The sequence below is a fragment of the Micropruina sp. genome (assembly GCF_047606665.1).
Lineage (GTDB): Bacteria > Actinomycetota > Actinomycetes > Propionibacteriales > Propionibacteriaceae > Micropruina.
In genome coordinates, this window is the sequence record NZ_JASGEF010000007.1 from 46,370 (window position 1) to 64,888 (window position 18,519).

Annotated in this window: 11 protein-coding genes, 1 pseudogene and 1 CRISPR repeat array (1 of these 13 running past the window's edge); of the genes and pseudogenes, 2 read left to right on the plus strand and 10 right to left on the minus strand. The window is 68.4% G+C overall.

Translation table 11 applies throughout. The features are described 5' to 3' along the window. Window positions 1-12: 12 nt before the first annotated feature. Window positions 13-1,926, minus strand: a complete 1,914-nt coding sequence (locus tag QM619_RS01135; RefSeq protein WP_415103441.1) for a M3 family metallopeptidase — start codon at window positions 1,924-1,926, stop codon at window positions 13-15. Window positions 1,927-1,980: 54 nt separating this feature from the next. Continuing rightward, complete coding sequence (locus QM619_RS01140) at window positions 1,981-2,934, minus strand: DNA-3-methyladenine glycosylase family protein (protein WP_415103443.1); 954 nt, start codon at window positions 2,932-2,934, stop codon at window positions 1,981-1,983. A 126-nt stretch (window positions 2,935-3,060) separates the two neighbouring features. On the opposite strand from QM619_RS01140, the gene QM619_RS01145 reads away from it, so the two are divergent. Then, a complete protein-coding gene (locus QM619_RS01145) occupies window positions 3,061-4,584 on the plus strand; it encodes an ATP-dependent DNA ligase (RefSeq protein WP_415103445.1) in 1,524 nt (507 codons plus the stop codon). 137 nt (window positions 4,585-4,721) lie between these two features. On the opposite strand, the gene QM619_RS01150 is transcribed toward QM619_RS01145, so the two are convergent. From QM619_RS01150 to QM619_RS01185, 8 genes are all read right to left on the minus strand, one after another. Then, complete coding sequence (locus QM619_RS01150; protein WP_415103447.1) at window positions 4,722-5,669, minus strand: histidine phosphatase family protein; 948 nt, start codon at window positions 5,667-5,669, stop codon at window positions 4,722-4,724. Between the two features lie 223 nt (window positions 5,670-5,892). Further along, window positions 5,893-7,668 carry an ABC transporter permease subunit gene (locus tag QM619_RS01155; RefSeq protein WP_415103449.1) on the minus strand — a complete coding sequence of 592 codons (1,776 nt, stop codon included), beginning with the start codon at window positions 7,666-7,668 and terminating at the stop codon, window positions 5,893-5,895. After that, a complete protein-coding gene (locus QM619_RS01160; protein ID WP_415103451.1) occupies window positions 7,665-9,224 on the minus strand; it encodes an ABC transporter substrate-binding protein in 1,560 nt (519 codons plus the stop codon). Before QM619_RS01160 ends, QM619_RS01155 begins: the two co-directional genes overlap by 4 nt. Then, the gene (locus QM619_RS01165) at window positions 9,221-10,111 is read right to left on the minus strand and encodes an ABC transporter ATP-binding protein (protein ID WP_415103453.1); all 891 of its coding nucleotides are present in this window, start codon (window positions 10,109-10,111) and stop codon (window positions 9,221-9,223) included. Before QM619_RS01165 ends, QM619_RS01160 begins: the two co-directional genes overlap by 4 nt. Next, window positions 10,108-10,809 carry a dipeptide/oligopeptide/nickel ABC transporter ATP-binding protein gene (locus tag QM619_RS01170; RefSeq protein WP_415103456.1) on the minus strand — a complete coding sequence of 234 codons (702 nt, stop codon included), beginning with the start codon at window positions 10,807-10,809 and terminating at the stop codon, window positions 10,108-10,110. Before QM619_RS01170 ends, QM619_RS01165 begins: the two co-directional genes overlap by 4 nt. A 440-nt stretch (window positions 10,810-11,249) precedes the next feature. Continuing rightward, window positions 11,250-12,731 carry a phosphatase PAP2 family protein gene (locus QM619_RS01175; RefSeq protein WP_415103458.1) on the minus strand — a complete coding sequence of 494 codons (1,482 nt, stop codon included), beginning with the start codon at window positions 12,729-12,731 and terminating at the stop codon, window positions 11,250-11,252. A gap of 396 nt (window positions 12,732-13,127) precedes the next feature. Continuing rightward, window positions 13,128-13,826: a carbonic anhydrase gene (locus tag QM619_RS01180; protein ID WP_415103460.1), complete on the minus strand. Its 699-nt coding sequence runs from the start codon at window positions 13,824-13,826 to the stop codon at window positions 13,128-13,130. Between the two features lie 167 nt (window positions 13,827-13,993). Next, on the minus strand, window positions 13,994-15,328 hold the full coding sequence (locus QM619_RS01185; RefSeq protein WP_415103462.1) for a hypothetical protein: 1,335 nt from the start codon (window positions 15,326-15,328) through the stop codon (window positions 13,994-13,996). A gap of 867 nt (window positions 15,329-16,195) precedes the next feature. Between QM619_RS01185 and QM619_RS01190 the strand changes: the two are divergent. Beyond that, window positions 16,196-16,651, plus strand: a pseudogene (locus tag QM619_RS01190) (transposase); the annotation flags it as partial. A gap of 37 nt (window positions 16,652-16,688) precedes the next feature. Then, window positions 16,689-18,519: a CRISPR direct-repeat array (repeat unit 36 nt; unit sequence GCTTCAATGATGCCCGTCTGTTTAGACGGGTGTGAC) (it continues 4,371 nt past the right edge of the window).

An 18,519-nucleotide genomic window follows, 5' to 3' on the forward strand; every position in this document is an offset into this window, starting at 1 on the left:
GTCCCCCGTCGCTCAGCGGTTCAGCCAGGCCTTGAACGCCTCGGTGTTGTAGGGACGCCCGAGGAAGTCGGCGACCAGGTCGGCGGCGTCCTTGCTGCCGCCGGGAGCGAGGACGGTGTCGCGGTACCGGATCGCCACATCGGAGGCGAGCAGGTCGTCGGGGTCGAAGACGCTGAACAGATCTTTCGCGATCACCAGGCTCCACATGTAGGTGTAGTACGCCGAGGTGTAGCCGGCGAGGTGCCCGAAACCGGCGTAGAAGTGGGTGTCGGGCAGCGGCCGGACCAGGCTGTACTCGTCGTAGAGCTGCAGCATGCGGGCCGTCGGATCGGCCGGCCGTTCCAGGTGGAAGCGGTAGGCCAGCGCCGCATAGAACATCTGGGTCCGGGCCAGGAAGCCCTTGCCGAACTCCTCCGCCGCCTTCATCCGGTCGACCAGCTCGACCGGAATCGGGACGCCGTCGGCGTCGGTGGCGAACAGCCGCAGCACGTCGGCGTCCCAGGCCCATTCCTCCAGCAGCTGGCTGGGCGCCTCGACGAAATCCCATTCGGTGGCGACGCCGGAGAACCGCACCCAGGCCTGCGCGCCGCCGAGCAGGTGGTGGATCAGGTGACCGAACTCGTGGAACAGGGTGACCACGTCATGGTGCTCCATCAGCCCGCGCGGGAAGTTGCAGACCAGCACCCCTTCGGGCAGTTGACGGTCGCGCACCCCGGAGACCAGGTCGAATTGGGCGGCGTGGTTGTATTTGCGGTCGCGCGGGTGCAGGTCGAGGTAGATGCGGCCGATCGGCTGCCCGCTGTCGGCGAAGGACACGTCGTAGCTGCTCACATCGGCGTGCCAGGGGTGGGCGCTGGCATCGGGTACCTGGACGAACCGCAGGCCGAACAACTGGCCGGTGATGCGCAACAGGCCGTCGTGCACCTTGCTGAACTCGAAATAACGCCGGACCTCGTGGGCGTCCACGCCGTATTGCTCGCGTTTGACCAGTTCGCAGAAGTGCCGCCAGTTCGACCCGTCGATGACCGGGTCGCCCTCGGCCGCGGCCCGCTCTTGCAGGATGCCGATCTCTCGATAGCCGGCGGACGCCGCGGCGGCGCTGATCGCCTCGATGAACGCGGCGATCGCGTCGCCCGAGCCGATCATCTTCACCTCGGCGTCGTAATCGGGCCAGTTCGGATAGCCCAGCAGGGTGGCCAGCTCGTGCCGGGCCTGCAGCAACTCGGCCAGCACCGCGTCGTTGTCGGGGAAGGCGATGCTGAAGAAGGTGGTCGCGACCGAGCGCCGGGCGGCCGCATCGGTGGAGAAGGTGAGGAACGGCATGACATCGGGATAGTCGGTCGAGATGACGACCTGGCCGTCGGCGTCCGGCTGATGGGTCTCCACGTAGTCGTCGGGCAAGCCGGCCAGTGCGGACGCCGGAACCCGGGTTTCGACGCGTCCGTCGCGGATGTTGCGGGAGAACGCCTGGCTGAGGTCGGTGAGCCGTGCCTCCAGCTGGCGGACCTGCTCGCGGATGTCGTCGCCGCGGTCGACACCGGATCGGCGGAAGTCGCGCAACGATCGGGCCAGCATTCTGCGGGCCGGCTCGTCGAGGCCGTCGGGCGACACCGAGTTGAGTGCCCGGAACACGTCGGTGTCGAGGTGCAGATCGGTGGAGTAGCGCCGCACCTCAACCTCGATCTCTTCGGCCCGCTCGATGACGGCGGCGTCCGGGTGCACCGACGACATCAGGCCCGCCACTCCCCCGGCGTTGCCCAGCGCGATGGCGACGTCGTTCCAGAGCCGCAGGATGCGTGGGTTGCCCGGCTCGGAGCGGATGAGTTCGGCGACGCTGTCACGCGCCGCCCGGAGTTGTCCGGTGCCCCGCTCTTCGAGCCAGGTGAGCCAATCGTCGGCTGGGAACTCAAGCGGTGTCACGGCCATGCCGGGCACATTACGGGGTCGGTCTGACACATCAAAGATCCCGTCATCGGAGAGTCATCCGCGGGTGATGGCGCTGCCCGATCGGGCAGCGGGAAGGTGGGTGCGCGGGGCCAGCCTGGGACCGCGCCGCTCCCGCCAACGGCGCATGCCGAGCAGCGCCTGGACACGGTGCCGGTGCGGCCGGTAAGGCTCCAACAGTGCCGCCAGGCCCTCATCGTCCAGGTCGTGACCCAACAGCGCATGCCCGATCTCGTTGGGAATGTGGTAGTCGCCGAAGCTGACCGCATCGGCGTCCCCATGCGCCCGGAAGCGGACCTCGGCCGACGTCCACACCCCGACGCCGGCGATCGAGCGCAGTCGCCGGTCTGCCTCACCCGAGTCGGCGTCGACGGTGCGTTCCAGGGCGTCGGCCAGCTGGGCGCAGCGCACCAGCGTGCGCGAGCGGGCCGGATCGACGTGCAGCTTCAGCCATTGCCAGGACGGGATCATCCGGACGACGTCCGGTCCGGGCGGCACCCATAGCCGCAGCGCCGGGCCGGGGCCGGGAGCCCGTTCGCCATGGAAGTGGACCAGCCGGCGGAACCCGCCGAACGCCTCCTGCCCGGTCACCTTCTGCTCGATGATCGCCGGCATCAGCGCTTGCCAGACCAGTCCTCCCCGGCCGAGCCGCCAGTGCGGATGCTCCTTCAGCAGCTGGGCGAGTTCGGGGTGCCGCGGGGTGAAGCCGGACGGGTTGTCGTCGGCGCCCAGCATGGCCGGCAGCCGGTCGAGCACCCACTCCGACCCCGGCCCCCAGGCCTCGGCATGGATCACGCCGGCGGCGTCCAGCGGCTGCACCGCGAGCGTGGCCGGACCGATCGGCGTCCGGATGCCACGCCAGTGCCGACCCTGGTCGATGCGGTAGCTGGGGTCGCCCGCGCCCCGTCGCCAGTGCGTCCAGATCTCCGCGACCGGGCACGGCCAGGACGGACGCCAGTCGCGGGTCAGCGGCAGCGCGACGATCGTCATGGTCCTCCTGTGCTCGATGGCCGAGCGTAACCGTTCGCTGATCGAGCTTGTCGAGATCCCCGGTCTCGACAAGCTCGGCCACCGGGGCCGGCGAATGTGTCAGAGGCTCGCTGCACAATGGTCGCCATGTTGTTGGCCGACCTCGTCGCCACCTCCGCGCAGGTGGCTGCCACCCGGTCGCGGCTGGTCAAGATCGCCGCTCTGGCCGAAGTGCTCCGGCGGGCGGCACCCGATGAGATCGAGATCGTCACCAGCTATCTGGCGGGTTCGCTGCGGCAGCGCCGCACCGGGGTCGGCTGGCGTTCGGCCCGCGCCACCGTCGCGCCGGCCGATGAGCCGTCGCTGACGGCGATCGAGGTGGACGCCGCCTTCGCCGAGTTGGCCGAGTTGTCCGGTCCCGGCTCGCAGCTGGCCCGGAAGGCCCGGCTGGACGCGCTGATGGCCCGTGCCACCGCCGACGAGCAACGCTGGCTGGCCGGCCTGATCACCGGCGAGACCCGGCAGGGCGCGTTGGACGGGGTCATGGTCGACGCGCTGGTCAAGGCGTCCGGACTGCCGGCGGCCGACGTCCGGCGCGCGGTGATGCTGGCCGGCGGCACCGGTCCGGTCGCGGTGGCCGCGTTGTCCGACGGCGCGGACGCGGTGGCCCGGATCGGACTGGTGGTCGGGCGTCCGGTGCGGCCGATGCTGGCCGCCAGCGCCAAGACGGTGGCCGAGGCAATGGCGTCCTTGGGCGGCGAGGTGGCGGTGGAGGCGAAGCTCGACGGCATCCGCGTCCAGGTGCATCGCGACGGCGACGATATAAGGGTCTTCACCCGCAGCCTCGACGAGGTCACCGATCGGCTTCCCGATGTGGTCGAAGCGGTGGCCGCGTTGCCGGCGCGGCGGCTGATCCTGGACGGCGAGGCGCTCGCCCTCGATGCCGCCGGGCGTCCGCGTCCGTTCCAGGAGACCGCGGCCCGTTCGATGAGCAGCGATGCGGAGACGGTTCGCGGCCGGACGCCGATGACGCCCTACTTCTTCGACCTACTGGCTCGCGACGACGCCGAGTTACTCGACCTGCCCGCGCGGGAGCGAGCGGCGCGGCTGGCGGAGTTGGTCCCGGACGCCGACCGGGTGTCCCGGATCGTCACCGACGACGTCGCGGTCGCCGAGGATTTCGCCGCGGCCGTTTTGGCGTCCGGGCACGAAGGGGTGGTGCTCAAATCGCTCGACGCGCCGTACGAGGCCGGACGCCGCGGCTCGTCCTGGGTGAAGGTGAAACCGGTGCACACCCTCGACCTGGTGGTGCTGGCCGTCGAGTGGGGGTCCGGACGCCGCCACGGCTTACTGTCGAACATTCACCTGGGTGCCCGCGACCCGGCCACCGGCGGGTTCGTGATGCTGGGAAAGACCTTCAAGGGCATGACGGACGCCATGCTGACCTGGCAGACCGAACGCTTCCTCGCCCTGGAAGACCACCGCGACGACTGGACGGTGTATCTGCGTCCGGAGCAGGTGGTCGAGATCGCCTTCGACGGCTTGCAGCGCTCCACCCGGTACCCAGGCGGGCTGGCGCTGCGATTCGCCCGGGTGCTGCGCTACCGCGACGACAAGACGGCCTCCGAAGCCGACACCATCGAGACGGTGCGACTGCTCGCCGGGATGTGAGCCGCGTCCCTGTCCGATCGCGTGATCGCATCGCCCGGCCGGACGTCCGGCACCCGAAGTCCCGCACCCGGTAAGGATGAGCCCCACAGCGCGGGCTGTGGGGCTCATCGACCGAGGCTACGAACAGGCGACCGGCGTCACTGCCGGTAGCTGGTGTCGCCGACGGAGTTCACCGTCCACACACCATTGCTGTATTGCAGTTCGCTGACCGCGACGTTGGAGATGCCGGCGTTCACCCTGGTGCCGAGCGCCTCGACGGCGCAGGTGATGGACAGACCGCTGGAGACCACCAGCACCCGCTTGTCGCGATGCTTGACCGCCGTCCTGGCGATGTTGTTCAGCGACCGGATCATCCGATCGCTGACCTCGGCGCAGTCCTCGGCCGGAAGGACGACACCGGTCTCGGTGGGCTCCTCGGCGAGCTCCTTCATGGCCTCCATCAGCGCCTTGACGCCCTTCTCGTTGACCGCCAGCAGCTGCATGGTCTGCCAGCCACCGTTCTGCCCGGTCGAATCCACCGGGGCCGTCGCGGAGGCGTCGTGATTCACTGTGTAGCCCAGGTGCTCGACGATGTCTGTCCACATCTCCTTGTTCTCGGCGCCCTCGTACTTGCCGAAGTTGACCTCGCGCAGCCGGGCGTCCTGATTGACCGTGAGGCTCTGCCGAGCGCCCTCCAGCAGCAGCTCGATGGTCTCGTTGTGCCTCTTCATGTCGGCCGAGTAGGCCGCGTCGATGCGACCCTCACGAGCCCGCAGGTTCGTGCCCACGGTCACCGGCAGCACGCGCGCGTCGAGCACCGAGCCGTCCGGGTTGGTGCCGACCACCAGCGGTGAGTCGGTCCAGCCCTGCACCCGCTCCAAGGTATTGAGCAGCGTCTGTCCGTGCCGGGTGAGGTAGATGGTGACGGTGCCGTCGCGGCCGTTACCACGGTGATGCTGCGGCACTGTCGCCGCCTCCGCGACCCGACTCACGGGGGCGGCTTCCGGCGGCGGTGCGGCGCTCGATACGGTCCCACCCGCGGTGAGAGTGCTGGCCACAAGCGCGGTCACCGCGGCGATCGTGATGCGGGAGGTGGTTCGTTTCATCCTGTCTCCTCTGACATGCCCGTGGCTTCGGTGCCCGGGAGGCACGAACCTAGGCCCTTTCAGGATTGCCTCGCAAGGGTTGCGTAGCGACACCGCGACGGAGCTGATCGATCTGGCGATCGCCGGTTGCGCGCGCCAAACCTCGTTGTCAGAGGGTTCTCGACAGGCTCTGCCGACGATTCGGCGACTCCTCCGGACGACAGCATGGTCGGGAAGAATGAGGTCAGGCCCGCTCGGCCGCCACCCCCACGGCGATCACCGCGGTCACCACCAGGGCCGCCGTGGGTGCCAGCACGGCCCAGGGCGCGCGTTCCAGGTAGCCGATGCCTTCGCTGACCACCAGACCCCATTCAGGGGTGGGCTGTCGCGGGCCCAGCCCGAGGAAGCCGAGGGAAGCCAGCGCCAGCGCGATGCCGGGCAGCCGCAGCATGGCGTGCCGGAACACCGGACCGGAGACGGCCGGCAGCAGGTACTGCCACAGCATTCGGGTGCGTCCGACACCGAGCACCGGCAGCATCGCCACGTACGGCTTGGCCCGCTCCTCCTGCAGCAGAGCGGACGTGTGCGCGGCCAGCGGCGCCCAGCTGACCGCGGCGACCGCGATCGCCGCGCCGAACACCGACGGTCCCCAGACTGCGGCCACCAGCAGGCCGGCGATCACCGGCGGCGCGGCGTTGGTCACCTCGACCGGTCCGGTGGCCAGCCGCGGCACCATGCCGATGGTCAGCCCGAGGGCGAGGCAGACCATGGTGACCGCGAGGGCCGTCCCGACCGTGGTGAGCGCGCCATGGGCCACCCGTGCCAGCAGGTCGCGGCCACTGGCGTCCGCCCCGAACGGCAGCCAGGGCGACAGCGAGGGCTGCTGCAGCCGGTGGTAGTTGGACGTGTAGGCGTCGCGCGGCAAACCCAATGCGACAACGGCGAGCACCAGCACCGCGCCGACGATCGGCACCCATCGGACGGCCCGCGAGGTCGCCGTCGGAGCCGCCGCCACACCCATCGCGCCGGCCCGCAGCGAACCTCCGAGCAGCAACCGCCGGATCAACTGGACGACGATGCCGGCCGCCACCGCGACGAGCACCAGGGCCAGTACCCCGGCCTGCAGCGCCGGCAGGTCCTGCGAGCTGGCCGCGCCGAGGGTGGCCCGGCCCAGTCCGGGGATGGCGAACACCTCCTCGACCGCGACCGCTCCCCCGGTCAGCCCGACCAGCACCAGGCCGACCTGTCCCAGCACGGACGGCAACGCGCGCCGGACGATGCCGCCGGCGACCCGCGCCCGGCTCAGCCCGGCCAGCGTCCAGGTGGTGGCCCAGCGTTCCGCGGAGGCGTCCGCGACGGCGTCCGAGATCAGGCGTCCGATCAGGCCGCCGGCCGGCATGCCCAGGGCGAGCGCCGGCAGCACCGCGTAGAGCGGACCGTTCCAGCCGTAGGGCGGGAACCAGCCCAGCCAGACCGCGCCGATCAGCAGCATCAGCGCGGCCAGCACGAACTCGGGCAGCGCGGTGAGCATGGCCGCCATCGCCCCGGCACCGCGCCGCGGCACCCCGCGGACGCCGTCCAGCAGCGCCGGCAGACTGATCAGCGAGGCGATCACGATCGCCACGGCGAGCGCGAACAGCATCAGGGTGAGCGACACTCCGAGCGCCGACAACACACCGGGCAGCACCGGCGTCCCGGTGATCCACGAGTCCCCGGCGTCGCCGCGCAGCAGGCCGCCCACCCAGTCGGCGAAGATCATCAGCGGACCGCGGTCGAGGCCGAGCTCGGTGCGCACCATGGCCAGATTCTCCGGCGTCGCCTCGAGGTCGGCGTAGCGGGCGCGCAGAATCGTGTATTCCGCACCGTTGCCCGACAGCCAGGGCAGCAGGCCGAGGAACACCACCAGCGCCACGATGGCGGCCACCCGGGAGAACCCGACCACGCCCGAACCGGCCGCCCAGGAGGTCAGTGCCCGGGCCGCCGAACCGGCGACCCGGGGACGAGTTGCGACCGTCGTCACGAGCCGACGGCGGACTTCGAGGTGATCAGCGCCCGCTCCCGCGGATCGCGCTCCACGCCCGTCACACCGGACGCCTCACCCTGGATCACCCGTTCGTGCAGCATCGGCACCGCCGCGTCGTTGCCGAGGATCAGCGCCTCCGCCTTGGCGATCGCGGCCCGGCGCTTGTCGCCGGCCGGCGCCTCGGAGGCCGCCTTCAGTGCCGCGTCCACCTCTTTGTCGCAGAACTGGGAGATGTTGAACGAGCCCTCGCAGGCGAAGTCCGAATACATGTAGGCGACCGGGTCGCCCGAGTCGAGCACGGTGGCGCGGGACAGGATGAAGGCGTCGAAGTCGCCGTCCAGCGCGTCGGCCTCGATGTACTGGTACTCGCGGACGTCCTGGGTCACCTCGAACCCGACGGCCTCCAGCTGCTGCTCCAGCAGCACCGCGACCTCGGGCAGCTCGGCCCGGTCGGTGAAGGTGCCGAGGGTGATCTTCACCTTGTCGACCTTGGCCGGCTGCTTGCGGTGCTGGTCGCGCAGCGCGGTGTAGTCGGCGTCGCGTTCGGCGGCCATCCAGGGCAGCGCCGGGCCCAACAGGCCCTCGGCGATGTCGGCGCGGCCCTCGTAGACGGTGTCGACCAGCCGGGCCCGGTCGATCGCGGCACGCGCGGCGGCCCGCACCGCCGGGTCGGCGAACGGCCCCTTCTTGGTGTTCAGGTAGAGCGTGTTGGTGCGCGGCATCGGCACTTCGTGGATCAGCGCCTGGTCGACACTGGCGGCCTGACCGACCGGGACGGCCTCGACCACCTGCGCGGCGCCGGTGCGCAACGCGGCGGCACGGGCTGCGCCGTCCGGGACGAAGCTGACGTCGATGCCGGCGGCCAGCGCCTTCTCGCCCCAGTAGCCGTCGAAGCGTTGCAGGGTGGCGCCGCTGGTTCCGTTGACCGCGGTCAGCTCGAACGGACCGGTGCCGGTGCCGACCGGGGAGACCGCCTTGCCGGTGTAGGCCTTGGCGGCCAGGATCGCCAACTGCGGGCTGGACAGCCGCTGCGGCACCAGCGGATCGGGTTCGGCGGTGCTGATCGTGACGGTGCTGACGTCGTGGCTGATCGTGAGCGTGACGCCGTCCAGGATGCGCGGCTTCGGGCTGGCCTTGGTGGCGGCGGTGAGGGACGCCTCGACCTGCTCTGGGGTCAGGTCAGTGCCGTCGTGGAATTTCACACCCTGCCGAATGGTGAACACCCAGGTGGTCGGGGACGTCTGCTTCCATTCGGTGGCCAGCGCGGGCTGGGCCTCGCCGTTGGCGTCCAGCATGACCAGGGTCTCGGCGGTGGCCCAGCGGGAGAGCTTGAAGGCGTCGTCGCTGAGCGGGGTCAGGCCAGAGCGCGGCGGCTGCAACATGGCGAGCGCGATCCGCTGCCCAGTGGCCGATCCTTGGGCCGACGGCGTGCTGGGAGCGGCGTTGAAGCAGCCGCCGAACAGGGTCAGGCAGGCCAGGCCGGCGAGCAGCCGGGGCACCGGTCCGCGAACGGATCGGGGTCGGACGGCGCGGGCGGGCGAGTGGTCGGTCATGACGTCCTTTCGATAGTGGCAAGGGGAGATGATTCGGTGAGCCGGCCGTCGGCGAGCACCAGGGTGCGGTCGCAGAGCCGGGCGACGGCCTCGGGGTCGTGCGAGACGAACAGGACGCCGAGCCGGCGTCCGGTGCCGTCGGACGCGCTTCCGCCGCCGAGCGCGTCGGCGTCCAGGCTGAGCTCGTGCAACAGGTCGAGCACCTGGTCGCGCAGGTCGTGGTCGAGTCCGCTGACCGGTTCGTCGGCGAGCACGATCGCAGGACGGAGCGCCAGTGCCCGTGCGACGGCGACCCGTTGCGCCTGTCCGCCGGAGAGTTCGTGGGGACGCCGGCGCCAGAACTGCTCGCCCAGCCCCACCCGCTGCAGCGCCCAACGGGCGATCTCCAGCCGTGGCTCGGGGGCCTGCAGCCGGACCAGCGGCACCAGCACGTTGCGTTCGGCGGTCAGCCGGGGCACCAGCGACGCCGCCGGGTCCTGCGGGATCAGCTGGACGTGCCGGCGGTAGTCACGCAGCGATCGGAGCGGTCCGGGCCGGATCGGCTCTCCGTCGAAGTGGACGGTGCCCTCGGTCGGGGCCGCCAGGCCGAGCAGGATGCGCAGCAGGGTCGATTTGCCGCAGCCGGAGCGTCCGACCAGGCCTACCCGCTCACCGCTGCGGACGCTGAGGCTGACCCCGTCCAGCACCTGGTGCCCGGACGGCGAGCCCGGCCGGGGCGGAAAGGCGAACCGCACCTGGTCGGCGACCAGGCCGGAGCTGGTCGCATCCTGCCGCCCTGCGCCGTCCCGACCGCCCATGTCATCCCGACCACCGCCCACGTCATCCCGGCGGATGCCGGGATCTCCCCACGCGCCGTCAACGACCACCGGATCTCGCTGCACACTCATCCCTCGGCGTCCGCAGCCTCGTCCACGAGCCGGCCCTGCGCCATCCGGATCGCCCGGTCGGTGCGGGTCGTGGCCACCCGGCGGTCGTGGGTGATCAGCATCAGGGCGGTGCCGTGCCGTTGCCGGACCCTCTCGATGGCGTCCAGCACCTGCTCTTGCGTGTCCAGGTCGAGCGCGGTGGTCGGCTCGTCGGCGATCAGCAGCCGGGGTCGGCAGGCCAAGGCGATGGCCAGGCAGACCCGCTGGCGCTGTCCACCGGAGAGCTCGGCCGGGTAGCGCCACAGCAGGGCGTCCGGATCGTCGAAGCCGACCTCGTCCAGCAGCGCCGCGGCCGCCGACGAGGCGACGGAGGCACGGGTGCCGTGCGCCCGCAGCACCAATCCCAACTGATCGCCGACCCGCAGCAACGGGTTGAGGGCGGTGCTCGGATCCTGATGGACGGCGGCGACGCCGGCGCGCGAGCGCGGCAGCCGTCCGGGCAGGACGTCACAGCCACAGACGCTGATCGCGCCGGACGCGTTCAGGGTGACCGGCAGCGTGCCGAGCACCGCGGCAGCGGTCAGCGACTTGCCCGACCCGGACGCCCCGACCAGCGCGACCCGCTCCGCCTCGTCCAACGTGAACGAGACGTCATCGACCAACTGGGTCCCGGACGCCGTGTGCACCCTGAGCCCGCGGACATGGACGGCATGCCTCATCAGATCCTCCTTCGACGCGAGGATCATAATGACAATCATTCTGCTTATCAAAGCGGGCTGGCCGGACGCCAGGCACTGGGCGGCAGGCACTGGGCGGCAGGCACCGGACACGGGACAGCGGGAACGAGGCACGGCACACGGCACACGGCACACGGCACACGGCACACGGCACACGGGGCATCACCGATCTCGCCATCGGTGACAGGTTTCATCTTTGGTGGCTGCTTTCATGAAATAGCCCGAAAGCAGTCACCGAACCGGTCAGTAGCTCCCGATGGCGAGATCGGTGACAGCCAGGGACGCGCCACGGGCGGGCCAGAGCCACCTGTCGAACCGGTCGGGACCCACCACGACGCAGGCCACCCATGCGGACGGGTCCCGCACAGCCCAGGCGTGCAGAAGGGCCCGGCGCCATCCTCGGCGCCGGGCCCTTCGCGGATTCACCTCGCGGGACGCCTCACCGTGGCTTTGCCGCCGACGCTGAGCACCTTCACGCTGCCGTCGGCGCGAACCTGGACGGTTGCCGACATGGCGGCGGCCAGGTTGAGCCGCTGCCACGAGCCGGGCGCGGTGCCGATTCGGCTGCTGATCGTGGTGTCCAGCGGATGTCCGGATGCGATCTCGGTCTGGGCCAGCACCTGCCGGCGCTGCCTATTGGTCAGCGTTGGGAAGGTGGTCCGGAGTAGGGCTTCGGCACCCTTGGGCACCGAGGCAGACAGCGTGGTCGCCGAGACCGGGGCGAAGCCGTAGGAGAGCCGTTCGGTGTAGACCTTCAGCGCCGACTTCCGGTCGGTGACCTGCTGGGTGGTACCGCCGGGGATCTTGGCGCCGGCGTACGGATTGTTCACATAGGAGGTGTCCTTGGCGATGCAGGCGGCCAGGCGTGCCCCACACTTCGACTCCAGGTAGCTGACCAACTCCTTGCGGGCGGGGTTCAGCACCTCCTTGCGGAACGCCGCGTCCGACCAACGCGACGCCGTCGCCACTTCTCCGGAGATCCGGCCGCCGATGATGTCGAGGGCGTAGTGGACGCCGAGCACGATCCGGTTGTTGCCGGCCTCGGACGTCCGTGCCAAGATCTGCGGCGCCAACTCAGGCAACAGAGTCGCCAGGGTGATGCCTGCCTGGTACGCGGTGGTGGTGTGTCCGCTCGGGTACGACCCACCGGTGCACAGCCCGGACTCGCCGTAGATCGGGTCGAGGGTGACGTTCGTGCTGGCGAACGAATGGGTGGTGTCGACGGTGGCAGGGACACGGGTGATCTTTAGGTTGCCCTTGGCGTCGGCCCAGCTCTTGCCCTTGCGGATCGGAGCCAGCGACGAGCTGTTCACCTTGCTGGGCGCGCAGGCGTCCGTGTCGCCCTCGACCTTCGACGCGGTCGGGTCGGCGTTCAGGAACGGGCGCGGGTAGCTGAAGGCCGCCTTGGCGTTCGAGGTACTGACGTACGCGCCGGCGGTGCCGTTCGAACTGTTGATCAGCGCGGCCACCTTGGGCAGGTCGCCATTGATCCGGCCCTGCGCGTACAGGGTGCCGAGCGTGCTCCCGAGGCCGTCGGCGATGGAGATGGACTGGTCGTAGCCGCTGCCGTCCGAGTTCAGGTAGGCGGCGTTCTGCAGCGCGCGGAACTGCTGGGACTTGGTGGCGTGCTGGTTGATCCAGCTGGTCACCCGGTCGTTCCACTGCAGTGTCGGAGCGTCCTTGACGGTGCCGTGCAGGTCGTTCAGTCCGGAGGTCTGCCACAGCGAGCTGTAGCCGCTGAGCGCCGGGACCAGGTCGGGCCGGGTGTCGCTGACGTACGGGTCGGCGGCCTGGGCGGGCGTGACGCCGATCGGAGCGAGCAGTGCCGCCGACGCGCCGACGACGGCGGTCACCACGAGGAACCGCCGCAGTCGCGGGTTCCGGCGGGAAATGTTGAGGGCCATGAGGCGCCTTCCTTATCGAAGACGGCGGGGTGTCCGCTCGCCGCTCAGAAACTAGGTGGGCGAGGTTTCCATCTGCCCTCCCTGCGCCCATCGGTTGATGAACGGGCGTCGGCGCAGCCATGAACGGATCCGCCGGTCGAGACCCGCCAGCACCCACCCGTCATCCCGGCGACCCTCCGTCCGTCATCCCGGCGAACGCCGGGATCTCCCCAGCCCAACCGCCGGTCGAGCTTGCCGACCCTCCGTCCTCCCGGCGAACGCCGGGATCTCCCCAGCCCAACCGCCGGTCAAGCTTGCCGACCCTCCGTCCTCCCGGCGAACGCCGGGATCTCCTGAGCCCAGCCGCCGGTCAAGCATGTCGAAACCAGCTCCTCCCGCCGAGTGACGGCCGACAGCTCAACTCCCGTACTGGCGCCGATCCGCACGCGGCAGCCCCACCGGCTCGACCACGTCGTCCGGCTCGTCGGGCAGAAAGTCGATCCCACCGGTGTCGTCGTCCAGGACGCCGCCGGCGATCTTCAGTTGGCCGCTGCGGGTCAGGCTCAGCAACGAGTCGGCGCGACGCAGCTCCGCGCGCAAGGCGCGGACGTGGCCGGTGATGGAGTCGCTGGCGGTGCCCCCCGTGGCCGGCAGCGCGGCGCTTCCGGCAGCAGCCATCGGCACCCACTCGCCGAGTGCTCCGGGCAACGAGGGACGCCCGGCCGCCCGCGCCTCGCGAGCGGCAATCACTGCAGCGCAGTTCCGATGGCCGAGCACCAGCACAATGCCCACGTTCTGCACCAGTGCCGCATATTCGATGGCGGCCATGGTGTCGCTGCCGAGACTGGGCCCGGCCGTCCGGACGCATTCGACGGCACCGGGACGCTCGGCGAACAGGTCCTCACTGGCCGCGCCGGGTTCGAGGCAGCCGACCACCAGCGCGAAGGGGAAGGCCGCCGACACCGCGTCGCCGGGGGCGAGGTTTTCACCGGCGCGCTCGCGCCGGCGGCGTCCGTTACCCGCGATCAGCCGTTGCAGGGCTTGGGCGGACGGCATTCGGTGGGCCGGCAGTCCCTCGGGTCGCATCCAGTCGGGAACGCTCGGAGGGAGTGGCATGGCAACGGACACTAGTGAGCGCGAAACCGCTTGTCGAGAGCGAGTTCAGGAGACCGTGCGATCGAGGGACGATCGCCCGCTCTCGGGCCCGCCCGAGCCGCGTCGGCGGCGCAAGCGGGCCCGAGCCAGCATCTTGATGGTGTGTGGCTACCCGGCGCGATGCTGCGTTACCACGGTTTCACGATGGGTGACGTGGCCAGTACCTTGCCGGAGGCGTCGATCACCGTGGCTTGCGCGTTGCGATACCCGGCCTGGTTCGTGCCCGACCACCAGTTCATGGTGTTCACGGTGGTGAACTGCCCCTGCCCCGAGCGCCACCAGGTGATCTTCATCCGCGCCCCGATAGGCGCGCCGATGGCCTTGAACCCGAAGCTGGTGGCACGCTCGTCCGTCACCTGGAAGGTGATGTCGAGAGCCGAGTTCGGGAGCGAGCTGGATCCCGGATCCAACGCCACTGCCGCCGTCGGAACATAGTCGCGTTCGAGCGCCTGCAACTCGTCGAACGGGAACGCCGCGTACTGCTTAGCGGCCCCTCCCCACATCACGTTGTACGCCTGCGCGTTACCGAACAGTTCGAGGTATGGATCGACCGCGAAGGTTGAGGAGCTCTCCAGGGAGATACTGATGCCGCCGCTGCCGTCCATGACCATGAAGCCATGTTCTTGGGCCGCTTTCGCGATTGTCTTCGCGACAGGGTGCAGGTTCAGCGCGTCGATGTCAAGGTCGGCGGGGAGACGCAGAATCTGCCCCTCGGAGATCGTGACGCTGCTCCGCACGAGAGACCCGTCGCTCCGAGTCGCCGGCTTCGAGACATAACGATCGATGACGTTCGGGGGCACAGACATGCCGATCACGTGGTCGATGTGCCCGGCCCGGAGTTCGGCGACCTTCACGGTGTACGGCTCCAGCGCGGCCCCTGAGGCTGAAACGCCGCTCGGGAAGGGGAATATTCCGTCAGACTGGTATGAGTTCGCGATCGAACCGCCCCAGCACGCATACCAATGCCCGTTCTGCTTGTAGGCCCGCCAAAGGTCCACGTAACGACCGGTGTCGGTGTTGTAGATCACCACCTGTCCATCGGTGCCCTTGGCCGGATGAGCCTGGTCCGGGATGTTGACAGCCTTGAGATTCTGAAATTCCTCAGGAAGGTAACCCTTGTTCTGGCAGTCACTGAACTCTATGTCGTATTTCGGGTCGGTACTCTTCGCAGCCCACAGCGGATTCGAGTAGTCACGAATAGCCAGGTTCATCGACGGGAGGCCTCGCTTCCGATCTCCGTACTGCTCGATCCCGAACTTCTTGAGATTCTGCACGATGGTCTCGCTATTCGCGTCGACGGGCGCACTGTCGGGGAGCCTCTGGTACGCGGGGGCGTTCGAAGCCCAGAGGTGTGGGTAACTGATCTTGGTTTCGGCGTGGGCGACGCCGTTCATGCCGAACATCGCGGCGACTAGGGCGAGTGCTGCGATCCGCAGCAGTGGCCGCACTCGGGTCTTGCGCATGGGGGTGCTCCTAAGTGTCGTCTGATTCTTGCGACACGCAATTTAGGACGCCCACTCGAGAGCCTATTTCCACTAAACGAAATATGAGAAGAATCCGCAATTTAGCGAGCCTTGATAGAAATCCGACACCAGCCCTTCGGCCCCATCCCTTAGGCGCGCTCATTTCTCCTCCGACCAATATTTAGGCGGATGGTAGCTTCACTAATGTCGCCCACAGCCGTCCCCGCAGAACCGCCGCCGCTACAAGCGGGCAGGCGGACTCCGAGGTGCTGGATCAAGCCGTACCGACGGGACGACCATCATCTTCACGCAATATCAGGATCTAATTCAACTAAGGCCGTGCGCTACTTGGACTACATAAGATTCGCCTGCTCAACGCACCCACCTTTAGTCGCCCCGTGGCCTACCCGAGGCAGTGTGGCTGAGTTCTCCCACCTCTTCCGAGAAGCGGCGGAACTCCTGGCGGGTCCGGCACCGACCAGGGCCCCAGGCGCTGCCCGATGAGCTCGCGGGCCGACCCACGTTCGCCGCGCCGCCTGCGACAGCCAGCACCGCCAAAGGTCTGTTCCGGCCGCCGCGCGCTCCATCAGCCGATCGAGAAGCGCCGCACGATCCGAACCGGTAGGACGGTCGACGAGAACCGCATTCCGTTCGCGCAGGCCGGCGGCGCACTCTCTCCCTGGATCGCGCCGGCCTCGCCCGGCAACACGATCCAGCGACTCCAGGTAGTGGAGTCCCTGCCTGATAGTGGTGTAGCGCGGTTCGTGTGATCGTGACCGGCATGCCGGCGGGGACGACGACGCGGCCACCCCGTGATCCTTCGAGTGGAACCTCTTCACAGCACACTCTGGAACGGAACCAACGACGATGGCCGCTCCAGAGATCGTCGACCCTGGCCGGCTCCTGGGCGAAGCCCTGTCCGGTGCCTCACCTGACCTGATGCGGCACCTGCTGCGCACGGTGATCAACGCGTTGCTGTCCGCGGACGCGGTGCGTGGCGCCGAGTACGGCCAGCCGTCGCCGGACCGGCTGGTGCAGCGCAACGGCTACCGGCACCGCGACTTGGACACCCGAGTGGGCACGAGAGATGTTGCGATCCCCAAGCTTCGTCAGGGCTCCCACTTCCCGGAATGGCTGATGGAGCGCCGCAAGCGGGCCGGGTCGGCGCTCATCTCGGCGGTGGCGACCTGCTACCTGCTGGGCGTGTCGACCCCTCGGATGGACAAGCTCGTCGCCACCCTCGGCATCACCTCGTTGTCGAAGTCCCAGGTGAGCCGAATGGCCGTTGATCTCGATAGCCAGGCGACCGCGTTCCGGACCCGCCTTGTCGAGCGCCGCGTTCTGCACGGCGCCATTGCATGCTTCAATGATGCCCGTCTGTTTAGACGGGTGTGACTTAGAGGCCGCAGTCAGACCGAGCGCCGGCCCGACGGCTTCAATGATGCCCGTCTGTTTAGACGGGTGTGACTCTTGGCGCTCGGGTACAACGGCGGCATCAACAGCCTGCTTCAATGATGCCCGTCTGTTTAGACGGGTGTGACGAGGTGCGTGCGGCGCTCCGCGCGGTGAAGCGCCGGCTTCAATGATGCCCGTCTGTTTAGACGGGTGTGACCCAACGGGTTGCGGACGTCGTAATCGTCGCCAGGGCGCTTCAATGATGCCCGTCTGTTTAGACGGGTGTGACGTCAACCTCCGCACCATCGCCATCACCTCTCAGTTGCGCTTCAATGATGCCCGTCTGTTTAGACGGGTGTGACGTGGATATCAAAGACGTTGGTCTTCGGCACCTGGAAGCTTCAATGATGCCCGTCTGTTTAGACGGGTGTGACTCGACCCGGTTGCGCGCGGTAATCACGCCACGCCACCGCTTCAATGATGCCCGTCTGTTTAGACGGGTGTGACGATGACAGGCTGCCGAGCCTCCGGTGGGATGAGCGAGAGCTTCAATGATGCCCGTCTGTTTAGACGGGTGTGACCGGCAGCTGGTGAAGATGCTGCCGCGTTCCACGATGCTGCAGCTTCAATGATGCCCGTCTGTTTAGACGGGTGTGACGGCTCAGCAGGAGGTGCGCGAGTATCTGGCTAGTGGCGCTTCAATGATGCCCGTCTGTTTAGACGGGTGTGACGATGCAGCAGGATCATGATTGCTACAGGCTCAGCTACCGCTTCAATGATGCCCGTCTGTTTAGACGGGTGTGACACCTGTCCAAGAGCACCGTCGAAGGCGAGCTATTCCGCTTCAATGATGCCCGTCTGTTTAGACGGGTGTGACCGCCGGGAAAGCGGTCAAGACGTTCGCCGATTTCGAGCTTCAATGATGCCCGTCTGTTTAGACGGGTGTGACACGAGGATGCACCTCGACCACCCCCGGATCAGCGAGCTTCAATGATGCCCGTCTGTTTAGACGGGTGTGACGATCGGACTCGAGGTGATCCCCACCGACCTGTGGGAGCTTCAATGATGCCCGTCTGTTTAGACGGGTGTGACGCGGCCAGCACGCATAGAGGTTTTCGACGCGTTGGCGCTTCAATGATGCCCGTCTGTTTAGACGGGTGTGACCACCGCACCAACCCATCACACCCCCGCAGTCAAGACGCTTCAATGATGCCCGTCTGTTTAGACGGGTGTGACCATGCGTCGGCGGACGATACTGGCGAGGATCCCGTCGCTTCAATGATGCCCGTCTGTTTAGACGGGTGTGACGGGGAGCCGTGGGCATCCCCTCTCGACCCAGTCCACGCTTCAATGATGCCCGTCTGTTTAGACGGGTGTGACCAGCTGCTGGTCAAAGTCGCGGCGCTGAAAGAGAAGGCTTCAATGATGCCCGTCTGTTTAGACGGGTGTGACACCGGACACGCCGAGATCGTCATCACCCTGACCGCAGAGCTTCAATGATGCCCGTCTGTTTAGACGGGTGTGACGTCGCCAAGAACCGGTCCGGGCCGCAGGGAACTGTCGGCTTCAATGATGCCCGTCTGTTTAGACGGGTGTGACCCGAAGTCCCCTCGGGAAAACCAAAAGCCCACACGGCTTCAATGATGCCCGTCTGTTTAGACGGGTGTGACCTTCCAGATCGACGACCAGGGTCAGGCGGGGTTCGCCGGCTTCAATGATGCCCGTCTGTTTAGACGGGTGTGACGCTCGGAAAGTCAGCGTGCGTGCTCACCGCCCTAGCGCTTCAATGATGCCCG

What these genes read in the sequence shown, in the direction of transcription:
- QM619_RS01135 (WP_415103441.1), bottom strand. Translation starts at nt 1,926, where the DNA reads ATGGCCGTGACACCGCTTGAGTTCCCAGCCGACGATTGGCTCACCTGG.
- QM619_RS01140 (WP_415103443.1), bottom strand. Translation starts at nt 2,934, where the DNA reads ATGACGATCGTCGCGCTGCCGCTGACCCGCGACTGGCGTCCGTCCTGG.
- QM619_RS01145 (WP_415103445.1), top strand. Translation starts at nt 3,061, where the DNA reads ATGTTGTTGGCCGACCTCGTCGCCACCTCCGCGCAGGTGGCTGCCACC.
- QM619_RS01150 (WP_415103447.1), bottom strand. Translation starts at nt 5,669, where the DNA reads ATGAAACGAACCACCTCCCGCATCACGATCGCCGCGGTGACCGCGCTT.
- QM619_RS01160 (WP_415103451.1), bottom strand. Translation starts at nt 9,224, where the DNA reads ATGACCGACCACTCGCCCGCCCGCGCCGTCCGACCCCGATCCGTTCGC.
- QM619_RS01165 (WP_415103453.1), bottom strand. Translation starts at nt 10,111, where the DNA reads ATGAGTGTGCAGCGAGATCCGGTGGTCGTTGACGGCGCGTGGGGAGAT.
- QM619_RS01170 (WP_415103456.1), bottom strand. Translation starts at nt 10,809, where the DNA reads ATGAGGCATGCCGTCCATGTCCGCGGGCTCAGGGTGCACACGGCGTCC.
- QM619_RS01175 (WP_415103458.1), bottom strand. Translation starts at nt 12,731, where the DNA reads ATGGCCCTCAACATTTCCCGCCGGAACCCGCGACTGCGGCGGTTCCTC.
- QM619_RS01180 (WP_415103460.1), bottom strand. Translation starts at nt 13,826, where the DNA reads ATGCCACTCCCTCCGAGCGTTCCCGACTGGATGCGACCCGAGGGACTG.
- QM619_RS01185 (WP_415103462.1), bottom strand. Translation starts at nt 15,328, where the DNA reads ATGCGCAAGACCCGAGTGCGGCCACTGCTGCGGATCGCAGCACTCGCC.